The sequence below is a fragment of the Phyllobacterium sp. YR531 genome (assembly GCF_000282595.1).
In the GTDB taxonomy this organism is placed as follows: domain Bacteria; phylum Pseudomonadota; class Alphaproteobacteria; order Rhizobiales; family Rhizobiaceae; genus Phyllobacterium.
Genome location: NZ_AKIZ01000038.1, coordinates 67,560 through 89,941 on the forward strand (window position 1 = coordinate 67,560; position 22,382 = coordinate 89,941).

General features: G+C 53.5%; 24 protein-coding genes. 13 read left to right on the forward strand and 11 right to left on the reverse strand.

Annotation, left to right across the window (positions count from 1 at the left end):
* Positions 1 to 34 precede the first annotated feature (34 nt).
* On the reverse strand, positions 35 to 2,146 hold the full coding sequence (locus PMI41_RS21735; protein WP_008128467.1) for a molybdopterin oxidoreductase family protein: 2,112 nt from the start codon (positions 2,144 to 2,146) through the stop codon (positions 35 to 37).
* A 64-nt stretch (positions 2,147 to 2,210) separates the two neighbouring features.
* Positions 2,211 to 3,053 carry an EamA family transporter gene (locus tag PMI41_RS21740; protein WP_008128468.1) on the reverse strand — a complete coding sequence of 281 codons (843 nt, stop codon included), beginning with the start codon at positions 3,051 to 3,053 and terminating at the stop codon, positions 2,211 to 2,213.
* Between the two features lie 200 nt (positions 3,054 to 3,253).
* Between PMI41_RS21740 and PMI41_RS21745 the strand changes: the two genes are divergently transcribed.
* From PMI41_RS21745 to PMI41_RS21760, 4 genes are all read left to right on the forward strand, one after another.
* Entirely contained in the window at positions 3,254 to 4,114 is an 861-nt protein-coding gene (locus PMI41_RS21745; protein ID WP_008128469.1) for a 23S rRNA (adenine(2030)-N(6))-methyltransferase RlmJ, read from the forward strand.
* Positions 4,115 to 4,173: 59 nt separating this feature from the next.
* On the forward strand, positions 4,174 to 4,620 hold the full coding sequence (locus PMI41_RS21750) for a hypothetical protein (RefSeq protein ID WP_008128471.1): 447 nt from the start codon (positions 4,174 to 4,176) through the stop codon (positions 4,618 to 4,620).
* Between the two features lie 14 nt (positions 4,621 to 4,634).
* Positions 4,635 to 5,384, forward strand: coding sequence for a ribonuclease T2 (locus tag PMI41_RS21755; protein ID WP_008128473.1), 750 nt, complete (start codon positions 4,635 to 4,637; stop codon positions 5,382 to 5,384).
* Positions 5,385 to 5,718: 334 nt separating this feature from the next.
* The gene (locus PMI41_RS21760) at positions 5,719 to 6,315 is read left to right on the forward strand and encodes a glutathione S-transferase (RefSeq protein ID WP_008128474.1); all 597 of its coding nucleotides are present in this window, start codon (positions 5,719 to 5,721) and stop codon (positions 6,313 to 6,315) included.
* 94 nt (positions 6,316 to 6,409) lie between these two features.
* Here PMI41_RS21760 and PMI41_RS21765 read toward each other — a convergent pair whose 3' ends face one another.
* Positions 6,410 to 7,054, reverse strand: a complete 645-nt coding sequence (locus PMI41_RS21765) for an outer membrane protein (protein ID WP_008128476.1) — start codon at positions 7,052 to 7,054, stop codon at positions 6,410 to 6,412.
* Positions 7,055 to 7,528: 474 nt separating this feature from the next.
* Here PMI41_RS21765 and PMI41_RS21770 point away from each other — a divergent pair, with 474 nt between their 5' ends.
* The 5 genes from PMI41_RS21770 (at position 7,529) to PMI41_RS21790 (ending at position 11,807) form a co-directional block, all read left to right on the forward strand.
* Positions 7,529 to 8,311, forward strand: a complete 783-nt coding sequence (locus PMI41_RS21770; protein ID WP_052025959.1) for an SDR family oxidoreductase — start codon at positions 7,529 to 7,531, stop codon at positions 8,309 to 8,311.
* 53 nt (positions 8,312 to 8,364) lie between these two features.
* Positions 8,365 to 10,383 (forward strand): excinuclease ABC subunit UvrC, encoded by a 2,019-nt coding sequence (gene uvrC, locus PMI41_RS21775; RefSeq protein WP_086003545.1) that lies wholly within the window; start codon positions 8,365 to 8,367, stop codon positions 10,381 to 10,383.
* Between the two features lie 109 nt (positions 10,384 to 10,492).
* A complete protein-coding gene (gene pgsA, locus PMI41_RS21780; protein ID WP_040856346.1) occupies positions 10,493 to 11,077 on the forward strand; it encodes a CDP-diacylglycerol--glycerol-3-phosphate 3-phosphatidyltransferase in 585 nt (194 codons plus the stop codon).
* Positions 11,078 to 11,080: 3 nt separating this feature from the next.
* Positions 11,081 to 11,335 (forward strand): molybdopterin converting factor subunit 1, encoded by a 255-nt coding sequence (gene moaD / locus PMI41_RS21785; RefSeq protein ID WP_008128481.1) that lies wholly within the window; start codon positions 11,081 to 11,083, stop codon positions 11,333 to 11,335.
* Position 11,336: 1 nt separating this feature from the next.
* Positions 11,337 to 11,807 (forward strand): molybdenum cofactor biosynthesis protein MoaE, encoded by a 471-nt coding sequence (locus PMI41_RS21790; protein WP_008128483.1) that lies wholly within the window; start codon positions 11,337 to 11,339, stop codon positions 11,805 to 11,807.
* A 130-nt stretch (positions 11,808 to 11,937) separates the two neighbouring features.
* Here the strand turns inward: PMI41_RS21790 and ndk are convergent, their stop codons facing one another.
* From ndk to PMI41_RS21820, 6 genes are all read right to left on the reverse strand, one after another.
* Positions 11,938 to 12,360 carry a nucleoside-diphosphate kinase gene (ndk, locus tag PMI41_RS21795; RefSeq protein WP_008128484.1) on the reverse strand — a complete coding sequence of 141 codons (423 nt, stop codon included), beginning with the start codon at positions 12,358 to 12,360 and terminating at the stop codon, positions 11,938 to 11,940.
* A 115-nt stretch (positions 12,361 to 12,475) separates the two neighbouring features.
* Positions 12,476 to 13,321, reverse strand: a complete 846-nt coding sequence (locus PMI41_RS21800) for a hypothetical protein (protein ID WP_008128485.1) — start codon at positions 13,319 to 13,321, stop codon at positions 12,476 to 12,478.
* 6 nt (positions 13,322 to 13,327) lie between these two features.
* Complete coding sequence (locus PMI41_RS21805) at positions 13,328 to 14,092, reverse strand: hypothetical protein (RefSeq protein ID WP_008128486.1); 765 nt, start codon at positions 14,090 to 14,092, stop codon at positions 13,328 to 13,330.
* A 15-nt stretch (positions 14,093 to 14,107) separates the two neighbouring features.
* On the reverse strand, positions 14,108 to 15,103 hold the full coding sequence (locus tag PMI41_RS21810) for a DUF4123 domain-containing protein (RefSeq protein WP_040856351.1): 996 nt from the start codon (positions 15,101 to 15,103) through the stop codon (positions 14,108 to 14,110).
* Positions 15,104 to 15,108: 5 nt separating this feature from the next.
* Complete coding sequence (locus PMI41_RS21815; RefSeq protein ID WP_008128488.1) at positions 15,109 to 15,474, reverse strand: PAAR domain-containing protein; 366 nt, start codon at positions 15,472 to 15,474, stop codon at positions 15,109 to 15,111.
* Positions 15,475 to 15,548: 74 nt separating this feature from the next.
* Entirely contained in the window at positions 15,549 to 16,244 is a 696-nt protein-coding gene (locus PMI41_RS21820) for a glutathione S-transferase family protein (RefSeq protein WP_008128489.1), read from the reverse strand.
* Positions 16,245 to 16,310: 66 nt separating this feature from the next.
* Between PMI41_RS21820 and PMI41_RS21825 the strand changes: the two genes are divergently transcribed.
* Together PMI41_RS21825 and PMI41_RS21830 are read left to right on the forward strand one after the other, a co-directional pair.
* Positions 16,311 to 16,823: a DinB family protein gene (locus PMI41_RS21825; RefSeq protein WP_008128490.1), complete on the forward strand. Its 513-nt coding sequence runs from the start codon at positions 16,311 to 16,313 to the stop codon at positions 16,821 to 16,823.
* A 215-nt stretch (positions 16,824 to 17,038) separates the two neighbouring features.
* On the forward strand, positions 17,039 to 18,940 hold the full coding sequence (locus PMI41_RS21830) for an ABC-F family ATP-binding cassette domain-containing protein (RefSeq protein WP_008128491.1): 1,902 nt from the start codon (positions 17,039 to 17,041) through the stop codon (positions 18,938 to 18,940).
* Between the two features lie 18 nt (positions 18,941 to 18,958).
* On the opposite strand, the gene PMI41_RS21835 is transcribed toward PMI41_RS21830, so the two are convergent.
* Complete coding sequence (locus tag PMI41_RS21835; protein ID WP_008128494.1) at positions 18,959 to 19,510, reverse strand: alpha/beta hydrolase; 552 nt, start codon at positions 19,508 to 19,510, stop codon at positions 18,959 to 18,961.
* Between the two features lie 116 nt (positions 19,511 to 19,626).
* Between PMI41_RS21835 and PMI41_RS21840 the strand changes: the two genes are divergently transcribed.
* Entirely contained in the window at positions 19,627 to 20,088 is a 462-nt protein-coding gene (locus PMI41_RS21840) for an Lrp/AsnC family transcriptional regulator (protein ID WP_008128495.1), read from the forward strand.
* Between the two features lie 110 nt (positions 20,089 to 20,198).
* Here PMI41_RS21840 and PMI41_RS21845 read toward each other — a convergent pair whose 3' ends face one another.
* Positions 20,199 to 21,629, reverse strand: coding sequence for an MFS transporter (locus tag PMI41_RS21845; protein WP_008128496.1), 1,431 nt, complete (start codon positions 21,627 to 21,629; stop codon positions 20,199 to 20,201).
* Positions 21,630 to 21,722: 93 nt separating this feature from the next.
* On the opposite strand from PMI41_RS21845, the gene PMI41_RS21850 reads away from it, so the two are divergent.
* Positions 21,723 to 22,382, forward strand: coding sequence for a metalloregulator ArsR/SmtB family transcription factor (locus PMI41_RS21850; protein ID WP_008128497.1), 660 nt, complete (start codon positions 21,723 to 21,725; stop codon positions 22,380 to 22,382).

The following is a 22,382-nucleotide window of genomic DNA, read 5'->3' on the forward strand; positions in this document are numbered from 1 at the left end:
GATTCTAAAACCTAAAACACCGTATCGTTCAAACTCAGTTCAAAGCCAATCTCACCCAGACCTTGTTGTCGTGGAAAGCTGCGCCGCCATAGGGTGCAGGTGCGTCAGCGCCGGTCAGCACATTGATGCCCTCGCCGCGTTCGAAGGATGAATTGGCGAAAATGCCCTCTGATATTACCACTCCCCGCTTGGTCAAAGGCTGTACGCGGGCATGCACAACAACTTCACCGCGATCATTGCCGACCTCAACGCGTGCCCCTTCTTCGATGCCAAGCATTTCTGCGTCTTCCGGATGGATCAGCAGTTCCGGCCTGCGCTCTTTCTGACCCGATGTCGGGGTTTCAGCAAAGGTGGAATTCAGGAAGTTATGCGCCGGCGATGTTGCCAGACGGAACGGATGCTTGTCGTCAGCTAGTTCGATGGAACGGAAATAATCTGGCCATTCCGGTAATGTTTCAAACGGCCCTTGCGGCCCCATGGATTGTGGTGGCCGGTTGGGCGACAGAGTACCGAGCCAATCGGGCTTGAACCGGAACTTTCCGTCGGGCCAGCTGAAACCCTTCTGATAATGAGCTGTTTCAAAATCGGGCTGCATATCAAGCCAGCGCAACTGCTTGAGCATGTCAAAGCCCGGCAAATTGCTGGAATGCATCATGTTGTCGATGAGGGTCTTCTCGTCGAGATTGAAACCGGGCAGATCGCCGACACCCAGCCGGTTGGCCAATTCATTGATCACAAAAACATTCGGACGTGTTTCACCGGGTCCGTCAATCAGCTTCGGGCCCAGCACAATATGTTGCTGACCGCCGCCGCGATAAATATCATCATGCTCCATAAACATAGTGGCGGGCAGCACGACATCGGCAAGCTTTGCCGTATCGGTCATGAATTGTTCGTGCACTGCCATGAAGAAATCATCGCGCAACATACCCTGCCGCACGAGGCGCTGTTCCGGTGCGACATTGGCTGGATTGGTATTCTGCACAAGCATCGCCTTTACAGGCGGACCACCATAAAGCGCGCTTGGATCGCCTGTGAGCGCAGCGCCGATACGGCTCTGGTCGATGTGGCGGATAGACGGGTCAGCAAAGGCTCGTCCTTCAATCTCGCGCTTGTCCATGCTGTATATGCCGGAATTGGAATAGAATGCTCCGCCGCCTTCATACTTCCAAGCGCCTGTGACCGCGGGAATTGATAATGCCGCGTGCATGTTTACCGAGCCGTTGCGTTGACGGGTAAAGCCAAATCCGAGGCGGAAAAAGGTCTTCTTTGTTGTTCCGACGAGCTTTGCAAACTCCTCAATCTCCGCCACCGAAAGGCCGGTGATAGCTGCGGCCCATTCAGGGCTACGACTTTGCAGATGCTGCTCCAAGCCTTTGGGATCATCCGTATAGGCAGTCAGATAGTCCCAATCAGCCAACCCATCGCGGAACAAGACATGCATGACCGCGCAAGCCAGAGCACCATCAGTACCGGGCTTCAGAACGAGGCCGAGATCGGCCTGACGGACGGTCGCAGTTTCATAAATATCAATAGCGACTATCTTCGCACCGCGATCCTTACGGGCCCGCACGGCGTGAGTCATGACGTTGACCTGCGTCGCGGCGGCATTGGTGCCCCAGATTACAACGCAATCGGATTTCGCCATTTCGCGTGGATCGACACCGGCAAGCTTGCCCGTGCCAGCATAAAAGCCGGTCGTCGCCAGATTGGTGCAGATGCTATCGAATGTATTGGTATATTTCTTGGCATGACGAAGCCTGTGCACGCTATCCCGCTGCACCAGACCCATCGTTCCAGCATAGATGTAAGGCCAGATACTTTCAGAGCCAAATTCGGCCTCAGCCTTGAGGAAACGCTCCGCGATCAGATCAAGCGCTGCTTCCCAGCTCGCTTCCTTCCAGATGCCCTCGCCCTTTGCGCCACTTCGAACTAAGGGCTTTAGCAAGCGATCAGGATGATGGATGCGCTCCGCATAGCGCGCGACTTTGGCGCAGATCACCCCGGCGGTATAGCTGTTGTCCTTGGCACCTCTCACACGCCCTATCATGCCGGAATCGAGTATCTCGATATCGAGCGCACACGTCGAAGGACAATCATGAGGGCAAGCCGAATGCCCGGTGCGGAGAAGGACAGGTTTGTTCATCAGCTAGGCATAGCGCAAAAACTTTACGACAGAAATGCAGCTTTTTGTCTTGGTGACAAGGATTCTAGGCCAAACGCATTACCGCAGCACCAGCAGCTATAAGTGCAACTGCGGCAAGTCGTTTCGGTCCGACGCTTTCTTTCAGGATAAAAGCTGAAATGGCGACTGCGAACAGGATTGAAGTTTCCCGCAGTGCAGCCACGGCAGCAACAGGTGCCATGGTCATCGCCCATAGAGCGAGGCCATAGGAACCGAGAGTACCGACACCGCCGATCGTTGCCAGACGGGTTCGTTTGACAAAATGCGGCCATAACTCGCCGCGGCGCATGACAAGCGTCCATAAGAGCAGTGGTATGGCATTCAAAACAAAAACCCACATCGTATAGGCAGCCGGTGCGCCCGAATGGCGTACGCCAAGTCCATCAATCAAGGTGTAAGACGCAATGACCAGCGCATTGATCAGCGCAAACATTGTCGCGGCCCGATTTGCCCCGGCGCGGCGGCGTGACTCCAACGCAAGCGCAAGGACGCCGCTGCAGATAAGGGCAATACCTGCCCATTTCTGCAAGGAAAGCACCTCTCCGATCAAGGGACCGCTGGCGATAGCGACGATCAAAGGCGCTGTGCCGCGCATAATGGGATAGGCTTGGCTCATGTCTCCGCTGCGATAGGCAGCCGCGACAAGGGCGAGATAAATAACCTGCGCAACGCCTGATGCAGCCAGAAAAGGCCAGCTTTCGCGCGCCGGTGCAGGCAGGAATGGCAGACAGACAGCAGCAATCAATCCAGCTGAAGTGACAACCACAACTGTGTTGAGAAACTTGTCGCCCTCGGATTTGACGACAGCGTTCCAGCTTGCATGCATGAGCGCTGCAAACAATACGACGAGGACTACGGTTCCGGACATTTCTATATTTACCTGGCGCATGCCACCTGATGGAACATGCCGCCCTGCTCTATGACAGAATCATGAACGCCAGCAAGTTGTATAATCTTATCTTTAACATCAACGTTCCTGCGGTTCCGGCCCGGGAAGCAGTTGTTAAAAGCGGCAAGGATGACACCAACCGGCTTGCGAGTAGACGAACATCATGAAACAAGCGGCGCATGAACTATCGTCACGCCTATCATGCCGGCAATTTCGCCGATGTGGTCAAACACATCATCCTGACGCGTATTGTCCTCTATCTGCAACGCAAGGAACAGGCGTTTCGCGTGATGGACACACATGCGGGTATTGGCCGATACGATCTGATGGGGACCGAAGCCGGCAAGACCGGTGAGTGGGTTACTGGCATCGGACGCGTGATTGACACAAAATTTGACGCGCCTGTGGCGGAACTTCTGGCTCCCTATCTCGATATTGTCCGTACTGAAAATGCCGATGGCCAGATGCGCCATTACCCTGGCAGCCCTCTCATTATCCGCCACCTTCTGCGTAAACAGGACAGACTTTCAGCTCTGGAGTTGCACCCGCACGATGCAAAGCTGCTGGCGGAGGTTTTTGAAGGTGATTTTCAGACGCGCGTCACCCCGCTGGACGGTTGGCTTGCTCTCGGTGCTCATCTGCCACCAAAGGAAAAGCGCGGGCTGGTGCTGATCGATCCACCATTTGAAATCGGCGGCGAGTTCGACCGAATGGTCGATGGTCTCGTGCGGGCGCATAAACGCTTTTCGGGTGGAACATTTGCGCTGTGGTATCCGGTTAAAGACCTGCAACAGGTAAAACGCTTCACCAATATGCTTGCAGACACCGGCATTCCCAAAATTTTACAGACAGAGTTGATGATTCGAACTCCGTCACCCGAGCCAAGACTCGATGGAACCGGGATGATTATCGTCAATCCGCCATTTACGCTTGAGGCAGAGCTTCGCACGATCCTCCCAGCGTTGTCGAAAATCCTCAGTGATCAGCCGAATGCACGCTTCAGGGTCGATTGGGTCAGGGGCGAGCAAGTTGACGCTTGACCTGACGCAATGGGTGGTTGAAATTGCAACGCATAAAAGATGTCCCGGAGAATAGATCCATGTCACGCCTTTCGTCATTCATTGCCGCAAGCTTCGCCGTTGGTGTTGCCCTTTCCTCTGCAGCTCCTGTCATGGCTGCGGATTACGTCGAGGGTCCGGCCCAGAGCTATGACGAGACCTGTGGACAGGCACGTGTACTGAACCGCATCGTCAATAAATTTTCCTATCAGGTAAGGCACGTCCCAAACCTGCCGCAGGTTGGTATCGATAATTTCAGCGATGTGCAGCAAACACGTTACGAGCCAAGCCGCGATCCGGAAATGGATGCGGTTGAACGTCATTATTGCCGCGCCACAGCGCATCTTTCAGATGGCAGCCAACAGCCCGTCTGGTATCTCGTCGAGCACGGCCAAGGCTTCGTCGGCATCGGCAACAATGTAGAGTTTTGCCTTGCGGGCTTTGATCGCTGGCATGTCTATAGCGGAAGCTGCCGCACACTCCGCTAGTTGAAATCCAGCTGATGCCCATCGGTAAACTTGCCCGCTACCTGTTGTTTGCGGCGCTTATAGGCATCAGCATTCTCACTTATCTGCGTGAGAATGATGGGCTGCCTCCCGAAACAGGCACCATCAAACTGCCCGAAAGGATTACTGCCGAAAATCCGCAACGCGAATTGTCGGGCGATAATCTTCCCACAGGGTCGGGTTTTGATTTCTATGTGCTCTCATTATCCTGGTCGCCCAGCTATTGCGCAGCTGAAGGCTCCCGGGCCAATCGCCAGCAATGCGATGCCGGCAGGCCCTATGGCTTTCTCGTCCATGGCCTTTGGCCGCAATATGAGCAGGGATATCCGCAAGACTGTGATACCTCTCAACCGCGCGATGTGCCCTTTGCTCAAGCCAAGCAACTTGCCGACATCATGCCTTCCACGGGGCTGGTCACCTATCAGTGGCGCAAGCATGGCTCCTGCAGCGGTCTGACGCAGCGGGAATATTTTTCGGTGATGCGCAAGGCGGCAGCGCGGGTCATCATCCCTTCCGCCTATCGCCAACCGAGCCAGCGCGGAGCGGTGAACCCGCAAGTGCTGGAGCAGGCTTTCACCGCCGCCAATCCTGGCTTGCAGAAAGATGGCATTGCGGTGACTTGCGACCGGGACTATTTGCGCGAAGTGCGCATCTGCCTGACGAAAGATCTTGATTTCCGTACCTGCCCCGAGGTTGATCGATCATCATGCCGCAAAAGATCAGTGGAAATGCCCGGAGCATTGTAGCTTGCGTAGTTCGCGCTTTGACAAGCTGTCTTTCAGGATAAAACACGCTTGCAGTATTGTTAGTGCGTGGTTCGACGGGGCTCACCATGAGAAAGGTGGGTTGATTGCATTTACAGTGGCTACCGCAGCAACCATATGGCAGAGGGAGATAGAATCCCTGCAATTAACAAACTTCCTCATGGTGAGCCCCGTCGAACCACGCACCAACAATGCTGCAAGCATATGCTAATGGGCATATCGAACAGAGACAGAACAATCGTAACACCATCAACGCTTTTCATAATCGTGGCTCAAGTTTACCGTCTGGCATCGAATCGAAATACCGGAGTTCATCGTGACCAAAGTTCTTTACTCCCCCTCCTCCCCATACAGCACGAAGGTTCGGATGGCGGCGTTGTATGCGGGCATTCCACTTGAATCCGTCTTGGTGGATAGCAATGTCCAGCCACCGGAACTGGTTAACGCTAATCCCCTAGGGAAAATTCCGACACTTGTTCTTGATGATGGCAGGGCGATCTTCGACAGCCGCGTCATTACGCAATATCTCAACCGAATTTCCGGCAACAAGCTTTTCCCGCGCAACGCTGAAAAGCGCCTTGAGGCTGAACAGCTTGAATCCATTGCCGACGGGCTTTGTGACGTTCTGCTCGCGCATGTCTATGAGCGCCGCTTCCATCCGGAAGAGAAAGTCCACGAGCCATGGCTGGAACGTCAGTGGACGAAAGCTGTGCGTGTTCTGGATGTATTGAATGCAGCCCCGCCCCGCTTGGGCAAAAAGATCCATGGCGGGCACATCGCACTGGCCGCGGCTTTGGCTTACGCGGACATGCGGTTTGCGGGCAAATGGGAAAAAGGACGTTCCAAGCTGAAACGCTGGCAAAAGCGGTTTGAAGAATTGCACCCGGAACTGGCGGCATTGCTCCCAAAATGAGCTGAACTGCTCTGTCAGCTTATCGGCTGACACCCAGTTGAATACAAAAAAGCCGGACAGTTTCCTGTCCGGCTTTTTCTCAAATCAGACTGGCTTAGAACTTGTAGCCAACGCCGAGACGAATTTCGTTCGTTGTGATCTTGTTCGACACATCGTCGAGACCACCGAGATCGTAATTCTTCTTACCGAAATCGGTATAGCGATATTCAGCACGACCAACGATGTTTTCAGTAATCTTGGCTTCCGCGCCAACACCGGCTGTCCAGCCGACGTGGGTCTTGGAGTCGCTACCATCAGGACCGCTGAGCTTTCCTTCAGTAATCGCAACACCGCCTGTGCCGTAGATCAGAACCGGATCAAGAGCAACACCGGCACGGGCACGTACTGAACCTTCTACGCCTTGTTTCGCACGGTATCCGAAGCTGCGTTCCTTGGCACCGGAGTAACCAACGTCGCCTTCAACACCGTATACGAACTGACCATTCTGAAGGTTGTAACCGCCGTAAGCGCCGCCCTTGATACCATCGGCATCAAGCTTGCCTTCAGATGTCTTGTTCTTATTCCAGCCGTAACCGCCATAAGCACCGATATAAGCACCATCCCAGCCACCAACTGGCTGTTCAAACGGTACAGCTTCCGGAGCTGGAGCCTGTTCTACAATAGCATCGGCAGCAAGAACCGGGGCGGAGAGCGTAAGCACAGCCGCCGAAGCGAGGATCATTGTTTTAAGAGTGCGCATCGCAATCTCCTTTTTAAACTCTATTTACACGCAGCGGGCTTCTGGTCGGGGGGAAACCAAGAATTACGTCCGCTTGACGAGAATGACATTCGCTCTTCAATGTGGCGGGACTCGTGCCGGACTGTGAAAACAAACTGTCGAGAAAATGGCCAAAATGCGATGTGGTTTTTGAGCAACAATTAGAATTAGTGAATGAATTCAGTTATTTATAAATAAGCCTACAAAATAGATATCGCGAACTATTTGAGTAAAATTCTCTTCAAAGTCATACAATATTGCATTGCAATATAGTATACTTAACGAGTTCTTAACATTTACATTGCTCTTGGCTGGAACCCCGATAAACCAACGATCTACGTGACCATCTCACCCAATCTTTGAGGCATTGCAACGTTTAACTAGAACTGTTCATTGCTGACGTTAGCCCCTCGCGCTTTATCGACCTCATGCCTATATTTAGCGTTGAATCACCCCATGAAGGAGAGAACTGTGACGCTTGATCGACCGATTGCCCTTGTAACTGGTGGTGCAAAGCGCATCGGCAAGGCGATTGTTGAAGATCTGGCGGCGCATGGCTTTGCGGTTGCAATCCACACCAACCATTCGCGCGCTGACAGCGAGGCGCTGCTCAAATCAATTGAGAACAAGGGTGGCAAGGGCTGCGTTGTTGAAGCGGATCTCACAGACAGCGATGCAGTCAGGCAGCTTGTTTCTCAGGCGCAGGGGCAGTTGGGACCGGTGCAGTTGCTCATCAACAATGCTTCGGTTTTTCAGGATGATGGTATCGGCAATCTGACCGATGACAAGATTTGGAACAATCATTTTGCAGTCCATGTCAAAGCGCCGGTGCTTTTGGCCAATGCCGTTGCTTCGCTCCTGCCTGATGGCAAGGAAGGCCTTATTATCAATCTGATTGACCAGCGCGTATGGAAGCTGACGCCGAAATTCCTGTCATATACATTGTCGAAGAGTGCGCTTTGGACCGCTACACAAACGCTTGCCCAGGCACTGGCTCCGCGCATTCGCGTCAATGCCATCGGCCCGGGGCCAACAATGCCAAGTGACCGCCAGAACCAGCAGGATTTCAATCAGCAGGTCAGTAGTCTTCTGCTCGAACGTGGTCCGGACCTTTCGGAATTTGGCCGTACAATCCGTTATCTTTGGGAAACACGCTCTATTACAGGGCAGATGATAGCTCTTGATGGCGGACAGCATCTGGCATGGGAAACCGCCGATGCAACAGGAATTGCAGAATGAACGGACCGTCGAAACAACCTGAAAGCCCGGAGCGGATCGATCCCGATTTCGACATGGCCGACGAAATCGATGAGGTTGTCGATACCAGCGAACCTATCCGTGACGTTGCAGCGCTGATAAGCGCCATCGAATGGGATTCGACAATTGTCAGCGATGGCAATAGCGGCGCGGATGTCATCGCTGAACTCGTCAAACGCCTGCCCAACAAGCCGGGCGTCTATCGCATGTTCAACGAAGCTGGCGATGTGCTCTATGTCGGCAAGGCGCATAGTCTGAAGAAACGTGTTTCGAACTATGCACGTGGTCAGGGTCACAATAACCGTATTGCACGGATGATCCGCGAAACCATGAAAATGGAATTCGTAGTCACCCGCACTGAAACCGAAGCTCTGCTCCTGGAAGCGAATCTGATCAAGCGCTTGCGGCCGCGTTTTAATGTGTTGATGCGGGACGACAAATCGTTTCCCTATATATTGTTGACCGCGCCGAAGTCGGGCGCGCGACGCATTGCACCGGGCATTTTCAAGCATCGTGGTGCACGATCAAGCAAAGGCGATTATTTCGGCCCGTTCGCCTCAGCTGGTGCGGTCGGCAGGACTATCACGGCCTTGCAGAGAGCTTTCCTGCTACGAACCTGCACCGACTCGTTCTATGAAAATCGCTCGCGTCCATGCCTGCTCTATCAGATCAAACGCTGCTCCGGCCCTTGTACCGGGGAAATAGACGAGCGCGATTATGATGAGCTGGTTGTGGAAACAAAGGCGTTTCTTTCCGGCAAGAGTCAGGCAGTAAAGACTCATCTTTCCAACGCAATGCGCGATGCTTCTGCTGATCTCGATTTCGAGCGGGCCGCCATTTATCGCGACAGACTGTCGGCGCTGTCTCATGTGCAATCGCATTCCGGAATCAACCCGCAGGGCGTTGAAGAGGCCGATGTTTTTGCCATATATCAGGATGGTGGCGTCACCTGCATTCAGGTGTTCTTTTTCCGGACCGGGCAAAACTGGGGCAATCGCGCCTACTATCCCAAGGCCGACTCCTCACTTTCGGGAGCGGAGGTGCTGGGGGCGTTCCTGTCGCAGTTCTATGATGACAAGCCCTGCCCTTCGATGATCCTGCTTTCCGAGACCGTCGAGGACCAGGAACTGCTGGGCGTTGCGCTAACTGCAAAGTCCGAGCGCAAAGTGAACATTCTTGTCCCGCAACGCGGTGAGAAAAAAGACCTTGTCGAACATGCATTGAGCAATGCACGTGAAGCGCTGGGACGGCAATTGGCGGAAACCTCATCGCAATCGAGGCTGCTCAAGGGTGTGGCAGAGACGTTTGGACTGGACAAGACCCCGCGGCGTATCGAGGTTTACGATAACTCCCATATCATGGGCACCAATGCCATCGGCGGCATGATCGTAGCGGGACCGGAGGGCTTCGTCAAAAATCAATACCGGAAATTCAACATCCGTTCGACGGAGATTACTCCGGGCGACGATTTCGGCATGATGCGTGAGGTGATCGAACGGCGTTTCAGTCGTTTGGTCAAGGAACATGGCACGCCGGAAAACAAGGATATGCCCGCGGAAGAAGTGGAAATCGACGATTTCGATGATGATTCCGACGCATTTCCAGCCTGGCCCGATATTATCCTGATCGACGGCGGTCAGGGTCAGATGAGTGCAGTGCGCGGCATTCTCAATGAGATGGGCATTGCAGACAAAGTCACCGCCATTGGCGTTGCAAAGGGCGTAGACCGCGATGCGGGGCGTGAGCGCTTCTTTATGGAAGGCAAACCCGCGTTCACCCTGCCCCCGCGCGATCCTGTTTTATATTTCCTTCAACGACTACGCGATGAAGCGCACCGATTCGCTATCGGTACACACAGGGCGAAGCGTAAGAAGGAGATGGTGAAGAACCCGTTGGATGAGATCGCAGGTATCGGGCCGTCGCGCAAACGCGCGCTGCTGCACCAGTTTGGCACGGCGAAGGCGGTTTCTCGGGCTGCTGTCGAAGATTTGATGAAGGTCGACGGTATATCTGAAGCCATGGCTATTACAATTCGCGATCATTTCCGTACATAGAGACGGGGCTGATTTCTTTCAGACATAATTGCGCCTGACTTCGCAAGGATGAGCTTGACGTAAGGTGCTTAAGTCCCTTTGATCGGTATTGATTTGAATGGTTGGAAATATGCCCAAAAACAACGCCTACTCACTACCGAATATCCTGACCTATGCCCGCATTATTGCCGTGCCGCTGGTTGTGTTGTGTTTCTTCCTCGAAGGGCGACTGCAGTCGACCGACGCCGCCCGCTGGGGCGCATTGGCTATCTTCATCATTGCGAGCATTACTGATTTTTTCGACGGCTATCTGGCACGTATCTGGAAGCAGACTTCGACCATCGGGCGCATGCTTGATCCTATTGCGGACAAGCTGCTGGTTTCTGCTTGCCTGCTGCTTCTTGCAGCTGACGGCACAATTGCCGGTTGGACACTTTGGGCGGCGATAATCATTCTTTGCCGTGAAATTCTGGTTTCCGGCCTTCGCGAATATCTGGCAGAGCTGAAGGTCAGCGTACCGGTGAGCCGTCTGGCAAAATGGAAAACCACAATCCAGATGGTCGCCGTGGCATTTCTTCTGGCAGGACCAGCCGGAGACAAGATCATACCGATCATCACGATTCTCGGTATTGTGCTTTTGTGGAGTGCAGCCTTGATAACCCTTTACACCGGCTGGGACTATTTCCGCGCTGGTTTGAAACATGTGGTGGACTGATCAATGACAAGACTCGTCTATTTTGCATGGGTGCGCGAGCGGATCGGCAAAGGCGAGGAAATCATTGAACTCGATCCGGCGATTGTCACAGTCAGTGATCTTCTGGCATACTTGAAGACACGCGGCGAAGAATACGAAGCAGCGCTTGAATATGAGAACGTGATCCGCGTCGCCATTAATCAGGAGCACGTGGAACACGACGCCTCAATCGCAGGCGCAACCGAGATTGCCCTGTTTCCACCGATGACCGGGGGATGATATGGGCGCGGTGGCACCACGGATCGTAGTTCAGCAGAGCGATTTCAATATTGCTGCAGAGATGGAGCACATCACCGCAAACTGCCGGAATATCGGCGCTGTTGTCACATTCAGCGGCCTTTGCCGCGATGAGGCTGGAACACTGGCTGCGCTGGAAATCGAACATTACCCCGGCATGGCTGAGGCGGAAATCGCCCGCGTTGCAACGGATGTGCTGGAACGCTGGACATTGACCGGCCTTACGATCATCCACCGATTTGGGTTGATCAAACCCGGCGAAAATATCGTGCTTGTGCTGGCCGCATCGATTCATCGTGAAGCAGCGTTCAACGCAGCGTCTTTCCTGATGGACTATCTGAAAAATACGGCTCCCTTCTGGAAAAAAGAGCACCTTATAACCGGTGAGGAGCGCGGCTGGGTGGAAGCAAAGTCGAAAGATCAGGAAGCATTCAAACGCTGGCACAGCCTGTGAACAGGCTTGCAGTTGGATCGCTGATTATCGGATTTGTCGCCCTATTTGTGTTGATCGTGCTTTCGCTTGTGGCATGAGGCCAATAAAAAAGCCGGGCGAACCCGGCTTTTCATTCATCAATGGCTGAAGATCAACCGACGATTTCTGTACCGGAGAACCAGTAAGCGATTTCTTCTGCAGCTGTTTCAGGTGCATCGGAACCGTGTACCGAGTTTTCACCGATCGAAAGAGCGAAAGTCTTGCGGATCGTGCCTTCGTCAGCATTGGCTGGATTGGTGGCTCCCATCACTTCGCGGTTGCGCAGGATAGCGTTTTCACCTTCAAGAACCTGAACGATGGTCGGCGCAGAAGACATGAATTCTACCAGTTCACCGAAGAAAGGACGTTCCTTGTGCACGGCGTAGAAGCCTTCAGCTTCACGGCGGCTCATCCAGACGCGCTTGGAAGCGATAACGCGAAGACCAGCTTCCTCAAGCTTGGCGGTGATAGCGCCAGTGAGGTTGCGGCGGGTGGCGTCGGGCTTGATCATCGAGAAAGTGCGTTCAATTGCCATGGAAATGAAACCTTGTCATTTTGGGGAGATTGGATGGCGGGTCTATAGCGGCAGGAGACGCGTTTGCCAAGAGACCTTTAACTTCTCTCTGTCTCATCAATTCAGGATACCATCATCATTTGATGATTTTGCCTTGCCAACCTTCTGGACGCCAAGCCGGATCATCGATCCACGACTTGAGCGTTGATGGCTTGTCCTTGTCGCCACCGACAGCAACACGACGGGCATCGCGAAGCTCAGTAGCTTCATCTTCGATATCCGAGCCGGGGGAATCGAACATGACTTCAATGACGTAACGATCCGGATAATCCTTGGGTAAAGGACTGCCGGGAACTGGAGGGATTGATGGACCCGACGGCAACGTATTGTAGTATTTTATCTGAATGGAGACGCGTAAATTTGGGTCGTTGCACAGCATCCATTTCCCAAAATACTCAAACTTGCTGCCAAGACTGGATTCGCCGAATGTCTCCTGTTTGATGTCAGGTTTATACTGGGTTCGCTTCCACCCGGCCTTATCAAAACCATCGCCAATCTGACGCGACAATACCATGACATCCTCGAATGAAACTGGATCAAGGGGAAGCGTCGAGGAGATTGTTGTGAAAAAACCGGCTTCATGATCGACCTGAACATATCGGCCAGCAGGCAATGTCGCGGTGCAGTCTCCGGCCTTGTACTTGAGTATATATCCTTCCGGGTCTTCAGGCCTGCCGGCAAAGGCGGTAAATGCAAGGATGCCCCAATCTTCATAAAGCTCACCGGAATCCGTTTTTGTCCTGGGCTCTGGATCGATATTATTACGGGCAAAGAAATCTTTGGCACTGTCCGCCAGATGTGTTTCGAGTGTTACTGTTGGGCGGGCCACGACCGGTACCTCACGATTCATATGATAGACAAGCAGGATTGCGATTAGTCCAATCAGCAATGACAGAAGAAAAAGACCTCTCCATTTGGTCATGCCTTTCTATTTTCCTTCAATGCGGTACATCTCATCGATAAGTTTTCCGTAGTAGTTTACCCGGTCTTGCGGGTTACTGATGTCTCCGCTGAGCGGGACAAGATTATCTCTGGTACAGGTCTTCGCAACAGGGATGCTGGTCTGGTCGCCGGGAATCCACCCTTCTGCGTTTTTCATGTCAGCAAATGTATCTTTCCATCTATCGTAGACGGGCTGGACAATTTCGCGCTGCTCATGCTCGGCAATCAGGTTCGCGGCACCTCTTTTGTCACCCTTCTCCATTTTGTCCAACGCTTTAACAATCTTGTCGTTCACAGTTATTTCGCCGCTGGCGACGCATTCTTTAAATTTCTTGTAGCCACAATTCGCCACCATCCGGTTGGCAGGATAAATGCTGGAGAAAATTGTAAGGTTCGCATCGCCGAGTGCATCAAGGGATTTTTCGGGATTCACCAACACGCGGCTGAGCGTTCTTGGGACAGCGCCCTCTGCCCATCCCGGGACATAGGGCAGATTACGCCCCTGTGTAACCTGCATGGCACACCCACCTTGCACAGAAACATAGGACGCAAGCCGTACCCAGTCATTTTCCGGCATATCCCGGGCCAGTTTGTCATAGGCACTGGTGATAGCTGCGTTTCGTTCAATGGGACCTGGCAGACGCGAGACTTTATTGACCTCGTCCTGCACCATGCGCATGGCTTCCTTGCAATCGGCGGGGCAAGAACCGACCGGTGCCCCCGCGGATTTTGATGTACTAAGTTCCGCCAAAAGTAATTCCTCGATTTATGCGGGCAGATATATGCTGCGCAAATGCCGACATTTTTCTTCCATCAACCAGCCTCGGCGATTCATCGTTGCCTGAAACTGTTCGTCGCCTCTGACATCGCCTCGTGCAATTACTATGTCCAGATAGTCCATGAAATGCTGCTCATTCTCGATGCCGAGTGATTGCGCCTGCCTGCGATGAACGCTCACCCAGTCCAATAGTGCATCATCATCACCAATCTGGTGGTCCGGATATTTCTGCTGCAGAGCAAGGGCAAGTTCGCCATCAAATTTCTTGAGACGGGTCTCTTTCATAAATTCAATCTGTTCAGCAGAGAATGCCAACGGCCCTGCAGGCGCCGCGATTGTTGTATCGGGCCGATCGGCGCGCTTCAGCCCACCTCCCCAATCTTCGTGGGGCGTAAACAGGATCGAGTTTGCGGGACCAAGTAAGCGAACGAATTGCTCTTCATCAAGTGCAGGTAAAACCTGCGCCATGACATTGGCATCCGCATGCCGAAACGTAACCCGCTCCTGTACCTGAGTCGCCGTGCCGGGAACCAGTATCTCGTTGATCGTGCGCAGATGAGTATGAAGCGTACCTTCCGTCAATGAAGGGTTGCCAATCCAGAAAACCGCTGCACGCGAATCCGTAACAATCTGCCATAAAGCTTCGGTCTGAATGCGCGGATCGGCTGGGCGTGCAACAATCTCATCCTTTAGCTTGATGGAGTCATCACCAAGCGCCTCATAGAGGTCATCGTCGGTCGGATGAAAGTGGCTCAGATCGACCAGCCACGGTCCCCCGACAACAAGACTGCGATCACCGCCACGGTAAAGCGAACGATGCGCGATGCCTGCTGCGCCCAGCTGCGCTGGCAAATCATCAAACAACGCGCCTTCCAGAACGGCGTAAACGCAATTGCCACGCGCAAACTGTGCAGCAATGCTGTCCATCAAACGTTTGCGGGCTTCAGGCTTTACACTGCCTGCTTCAATGTTGCCTGCGGCCAAGCTGTCTACCCCCGCATCGAAGGGGCCGAAGCTCCCGACATGCTGGCCTGACACGAAGTGGGCTTGCCACCCTTGTCGCCAATATAGACGTTTGATGAACCCGTCTGGGCAGCGCCGCCGCAATCGATTGCGTCACCGATGCGCCCTGCGGGCTTTCCATTGACGAAAACCGTTGCCGAACCTTCAGCCAGTGCCCTCCCATGCGGTCCAGCGTGGCCAACCTCGCAAGCATGCGGAACATAGCTGTCGCCAACCCTCATCAAGGGCTTTCCATTCACATAGACATCAGGACTGCCACTGTTGGCAGCTGACGGCGGGAAGTGGCAGGCATGCCCGGAGCCGATGTCATCGCGTCGGTGAGCTGGAGGCATTGGAAGTCCTTTGAAAACTTGATGCCTCCGGTTCTTGTCATTAATAGCGGATAAGATCAACCAGTGGTGGTTCACTAAACCAATGCAGGTTGTACCTTGCGCGCAATTCCGCCGTGCAGATCGAGACAGCGTTCAAACCAATCGGCGACCGGATCTCCATCATCAAAAAGCTTGTAAGGGGTAAGAACCCGTACCCATTGGAATGCGCCAAAGACAATATAATCGCTGAACAGTGGCGTTTCCCCGCCAATGAAGGGCTGTGAGAGAAGCATCTTGCGTATGGGTGCGAGGTTTTTGGTGAACGTATCGCGCTTTTCATCGCGATCAGCCGCCACATCTTCCAACTTTCGCCCGAATATCTGCTCGCGGCTCTTGATGTAGTAGGCTTTGTTGGGCGCGTCGAGCAGATCATAGACGGGGATGAGCACGACGAGATTGAGGAACGGATGCAGCAGCATCTGCGAGTAGCCCTCGACAAAGCGGGCCATGGCGCGTCCTCCCTCGCCTTTAAACAATGATGGCAGGTCCGGATACTGCTCTTCCAGATAAAGCGCGATCTGAAATGAGTCCGCGATTACATTCTCACCATCCCGAACCATTGGAAGCTTGGCTGAATAGCCGTTTTCCAGTTTTGGAATATCGGTAAATGATACCATGTTCCGGTCGAATGGCATGCCTTTGTGAGCGAGCGACATTACCGCCTTCCAGCAATGCGGGCTGAATGGGCGACTTTCATCGGCTCCGACAAGCTCGTGCAGAACAATTCCCATGGCAAATTACCTCGCTCACTATAATATGTCAGCATTACTGACTCTTGCCTTTGGAAAGTCAACGGGATGGAACAGCACTTTCAAATGCTGGCGGCCTATAATCGCTGGGTAAATGAACGGCTTTATCTGGCAGCGGCAGAGCTTGACGATGAAGAATACCGCCGTGATACGGGCGCGTTTTTCGGCTCACTGCACCGCACACTGAACCACCTGCTGGTGACTGATCGCATCTGGATGTTTCGCTTCACTGGCGAAGGTGATGCGCCCAAGACACTTGACGCCATATTGCACGATACATTTGACGCATTGAAAGCAGCGCGGGAAAAAGAAGACGCCCGAATTCTAACGTGGGTGCGTGGACTGGACAGCGCGGCAATAGCTGGCCGTTTCACCTATACGACTGTCAGTGACATGCGCACCATCAGCCAGAGGCTTGCACCCGCGCTGGCGCATTTGTTCAACCATCAGACCCATCATCGCGGTCAGGCGCATGGCATTCTGACAACGCTTGGGAAAACAGCACCTTCGTTTGATCTTATCCAATTTCAAAGAACTGAAGAAGGCAGGCCATATTCTTGAGTACATGGATGCAATATGGCCGTGCGTGGTTCGACAAGCTTACCATGAGAAAGATGAGCGGGCCGCACGCTAATCATTAGCGTTGTAGATACATTGCAAATACTGGCTTCTCTGCAGTGAGCCGACCTCCCTCATGGTGAGCCGCGTCGAACCACGCACATCAATGCAGCACGAATACCTTGCGGAAAAGCGATTTCCAGTGCAAAAGCGCGGCCATGCTTATTCTCGACGATATATCCGTGCGGATGGCCGGCCGTTTGCTGATTGATCACGCCAGTCTTAACCTGCCAGCGGGCACAAAAGCCGGGCTGGTTGGCCGCAATGGTGCGGGCAAATCTACCCTGTTCAAAGTCATTACCGGTGAACTTCATTCGGAAACCGGGGATTTCTTCCTGCCGAAGAACATCCGCATCGGTCAGGTTGCGCAGGAGGCGCCGGGAACTGAAGATTCGCTGATCGAGATCGTGCTGGCCGCAGACAAGGAACGTACCTCCCTGCTCGCAGAGGCAGAAACAGCGACTGACCCGCATCGCATTGCCGACATTCATATCCGGCTGGCCGATATCGACGCTCACTCGGCAGAGGCACGCGCCGGTGCGATCCTTTCCGGACTTGGTTTCGATGCGGAAGCGCAAAAACGTCCGGCTTCGTCCTTCTCCGGTGGCTGGCGCATGCGCGTAGCGCTGGCGGCGGTGCTGTTTGCCGAGCCTGATCTGCTGCTGCTCGACGAGCCGACCAACTATCTCGATCTGGAAGGAACGCTATGGCTGGAAGATTATGTGCGTCGTTACCCGCACACGGTTATCCTGATCAGCCATGATCGCGATCTTCTGAATTCCGCCGTCAATTCCATCATCCATCTGGATCAGACGAAGCTGACGCTTTGGCAGGGTAATTACGATCAATTCGAACGCCTCCGCTCCGAAGCGCTGGAACTGCAGCAAAAGGCCCGCGTCAAACAGGAAGCGCACCGCAAACACATGGAATCGTTTGTGGAGCGGTTCCGCGCCAAGGCATCCAAGGCAAAGCAGGCGCAGTCACGTTTGAAGGCCTTGCAGAAGCTGAAGCCTATTTCCGCTCACATTGAAGATCATGTGATGCCGTTTCATTTTCCTGAGCCGGAAAAGGTCGTGGCCTCCCCGATCATTGCGATTGAAAGCGGGGAAGTCGGCTATACGCCCGGCAAGCCCATTCTCAAGCATCTCAATCTGCGCATTGATGCGGACGACCGTATCGCGCTGCTTGGATCGAACGGCAATGGTAAGTCTACACTGGCCAAGCTGATCAGTGGTCGCCTACCCTTGCAAAAGGGCAAGATCACCGTCGCGCCAAATCTAAAAATCTCATTCTTTGCCCAGCATCAGCTTGATGATCTTGTTCCGGAAGACAATGCCATCGAGCATGTGCGCAAATTAATGCCCGATGCGCCAGAAGCCAAGGTGCGCTCCCGCGTTTCACGCATGGGTCTTGCAACGGTCAAGATGAACACTGCTGCAAAGGATCTTTCCGGTGGTGAAAAAGCCCGATTACTGATGGGCCTTGCAACATTTGAGGGTCCAAACCTGCTGATCCTCGATGAGCCGACCAACCATCTCGATATCGATAGCCGCGAAGCATTGATGCTCGCATTGAATGATTTTGATGGCGCCGTCATCCTGATTGCCCATGATCGTCATCTGATCGAAGCCACGATGGACCGGCTGTGGCTGGTGCGCGATGGCGGTGTTGCACCCTATGACGGCGATCTTGATGCTTACCGTTCACTGGTTCTGGCCGATGCCAAAGCCGAGCGCTCAGGCAACAAGATCGTGGTTGAAGAAGGCCAGAAGCTGAGCAAAGCCGAGCAACGCAAGCTGGCAGCGCAAAAGCGCGAAGCTCTGAAGCCGCTGCAGAAAAAGATTCAGGAAGCAGAAGCACAGGTCCAACGTTTCCAAAAGAAGATCGACTCTCTGCAAATCCAACTGGCAGATCCGATCATCTATTCCCGCGAGCCGGCAAAAGCCACGCAGATCGGCAAGGAGATTGGCTATGCCAAGTCCTCTCTAGAGCGTGCCGAAGAAGAGTGGCTGGCACTTTCGGGCGAATATGAAGAGGCGATGGCTGATCTGGCGCAATAACGCCAGATCAGATTTCCTTCAATGATGGGCGATCCCTGCTCTGAAAGCAGTCAGCAATGCCCAACCTTGCGGCCAAGCTCCAAGATTGCTGGCGCTATTGATATGACCGACCGACCCGACATTGATCATTGGCGCATGCCACTGCTGACTGCGCATGTTGGCGTATTCCATGCTGCCAAACGGATCATTGTCGCTTGCAAGGATCAATGCGGGGAAAGGCAACGGAGCAATTGGCGGATTAGTAAAACCTGCCAATGAGGCATCTTCGGCCTGATAGGCGGCTGACTGCGGATCGGGTACTGCAACCAGAAAGGCCCCGGCAACGGTGTGATTTGTTCTTGCCGCCCAGTATGAAACCAGCAGACATGAAAGACTATGCGCCACGAGTACCGGTGGTCGGGCAGTCGCCTCGACAGCGCGATCAAGCGCTCTGATCCAGTCAGCAAGTTCCACCTGATCCCAGGAGTTCGGTGTAAATCGGTTAATCCCCTCGTTCTTTTCCTGCCAAAGCGTCTGCCAGTGTTTTGGGCCTGATCCACCACTACCGGGGAGCATAATTATATCGTCCATTCATAACTCCTGAATTCAATAATGAAGTTGAATATTCTGGCGTGCGAAGGAGCTGATTGACATGATGATCCATCGGAGAAAGCATGCCTAAACCGATGAACTAAAGGTTTTTAATCTTGAAACAGCTGGACCCGACCGACTTGGCAATTATCGAGATCATGCAGGAGGACGGGCGGATATCTGTTTCCGAGCTGGGGCGCCGTATCGGCTTATCGCAGCCAGCTACATCCGAACGCCTACAGCGGCTGGAAGAGCGCGGTATCATAACGGGCTATTGTGCAAAGGTGGACGCAGCAAAACTCGGGCTTGGCATGATGGCAATTATTCGTTTGCGCACAACACATGAGAATATTGCGCCGTGCCTCAAGGCGTTTGCCGCGATGCCGCATATCATTGAGATACTGAGGCTCACCGGCGAAGACTGCTTCCTTTTGAAGGCACTTGTGCCCACACCGGGAGAGCTTGAAACCATCGTCGATTCCATTGCGCGTTATGGCGCTGTCACGACATCGCTTGTACTGCGCAGCGGACCCGTAAAACCCATCGGTCGGGATATTCTCAAGCGGATTTCTGATTAGCTTGGTCCACAGCGTTCAAATTGGTCCAAGAGAGGAGGCTTGCAGGTCGGGATAACCCCCTCTCCTGGATTTTCCAAGGGCTCCGCATGAGCTAAACCCTTGAAAGTCTGTCAAAGCTTGGGCAAATCGATAGCAAGCATTGTCTTCTTACGCAGTGGTAGCGCGTAGCCCGCAATCAACGCACCCAATCCGATGATCGTCGATACCGCGAAAATCATGATCGAGGCTTCCCGCAATGCATCCGGCGTTGTTGCCAACGGATAACCGACCGCATTGGCGGCAAGACCGGATACAGCAGCCCCGATGGCATAACCAGCAGATTGCAACGTTGGCAGCAAGGCTGAGGCGCGGTCCCGTTCGCCACTTTTGGCAGCTTCCATGACTGTCTGGCTGAGGAAGCCCCAGCTTATGCCGAAACCTGTGCCAATCAATATCTGACCGAGCATGACAACCAGCGGCTTATCGAGGGAAAAGCCGAAAACGATGATCGCCAGACCACTGACAAGCAGCGTGGGTCCAAGGCGGATCATCCATGCACGGCGGCGCGGGTCCTGAATATTGGCGACCAGAATTGCAAAGAGGCTCCAAGCGATAGCGAAAGTTGCGCTGAAAGCACCTGCCTTTGTCGGGCCGTAACCCCATAGGTTCTGCAAGGTCATCACCAGATAAACTGATGTCACGGCCTGTGCGATGGGCATTAGCAGGACAACCCAAAGGCCAATGCCAACAGTTGAATTAAGGGCAAAGGCATCGGATGGAAACAGAGGCGTTTCACTGCGACGATCGATTGCAACGACTGACGCCAGAACAATTGCCGCGCCCGCAACGAACAACACTTCCATCGATACAGTTTGCATGATGCTGGCCAGTGCAACGAGCATGATACCTGCTCCGATGGCAGACAGGCGCAGAAACGGAACGCTTAAACGCTGAACTTCGCCGGAAAAACGCGGCACAATGCGAAATGTCAGCGCAATGAAGATCAGGCCGAGAGGAACGTTGACTAGAAATGCAGCACGCCATGAAAGGTGTTCGGTGAGCATGCCGGACACGAGCGGACCGCCGAATGCAGCGACAGCCCACACAACCGCTTCAGCACCAAATACTTTTGCCACAAGCCGGGACGGAAACAATTCAGGGATCAGCGCATAACAGGTTGCGGCGATAATACCTTCGCCGATACCCTGCAACGCCCGGCCTATCAGGACTTCAGTCATGGACGAGGCAAAGGCTGCAATAAGCGTACCGGCAAGGAAGACCAAAGCCGAGCCAACAAGTGCGGTACGCGAGCCAAAGCGAGCCTTCAGCAAAGCACCGCTGGCACCGCCAACAATGGAAAACACCAGATAAAGCGTGAATGCCCAGGATATCAGCTCAATGCCACCAATCTCACCAACGGCGGTGGGGAGTGACGTTGAAACCAGAAATCCATTGAATGCAAAGAGGGCAACACCCAGACATAGGGTTGTCGTGGCTGCCGAATATTTCGCAGTCAACAGTTCGGCCCAGCGTGCATCGCCGGTTGGAGCATGGTCACTCATGGCATTTCCTCAATTTAATAAGTTTTTTGTTTTTATATTCCTGTTTATAAAACAAGCAATAGCTTTTTTAATTTTTATCCCTATATTGCCGGCATGCAGGATCGCACGACCAACCGTATGCTTTATTCGCTGAAAGTGACAGGAGCCCAGACCGCTGCGGCATTGGCGCAGCGTCTCGATATTACGGCTGTTGCGGTTCGGCAGATGCTGGGCAGGTTACATGAAACCGGTCTCGTGGATTACGAAGACAGCCGCGAAAGCGTTGGCAGACCGAAGCGTTTCTGGCATTTGACGGAGGCGGGAAACGGGCAGTTTCCCGATAATCATGCCGGACTGACCAGAGATCTTATTGCATCGATTTCTGCGGTTTTTGGCGAGGCTGGTCTCGATCAGCTGATTTCGCACCGCGAGCAGGCCACTCTTAATCAGTACCAGCTGGCACTAGAGCCAATTGAAAGTCTTGAAGCCAAGGTCGAACAGCTTGCGGCCATTCGATCAGCGGAAGGTTATATGGCCGCCAGCACCCGGGATGCCGAAGGCAATCTTGTTCTCGTTGAGAACCATTGTCCCATTTGCGTTGCCGCCAAAGCATGCCAAAAGCTCTGCCGCTCTGAACTTGACGTGTTTCAGGCAGCACTTGGGCCCGATGTTGAAGTCAAGCGCTTTGAGCACATTCTCAAAGGCGCACGCCGTTGCGCCTATACAATTACCCCAAGAACAAAACAAAATGACCAGCTCGCGATGAAACTGTAG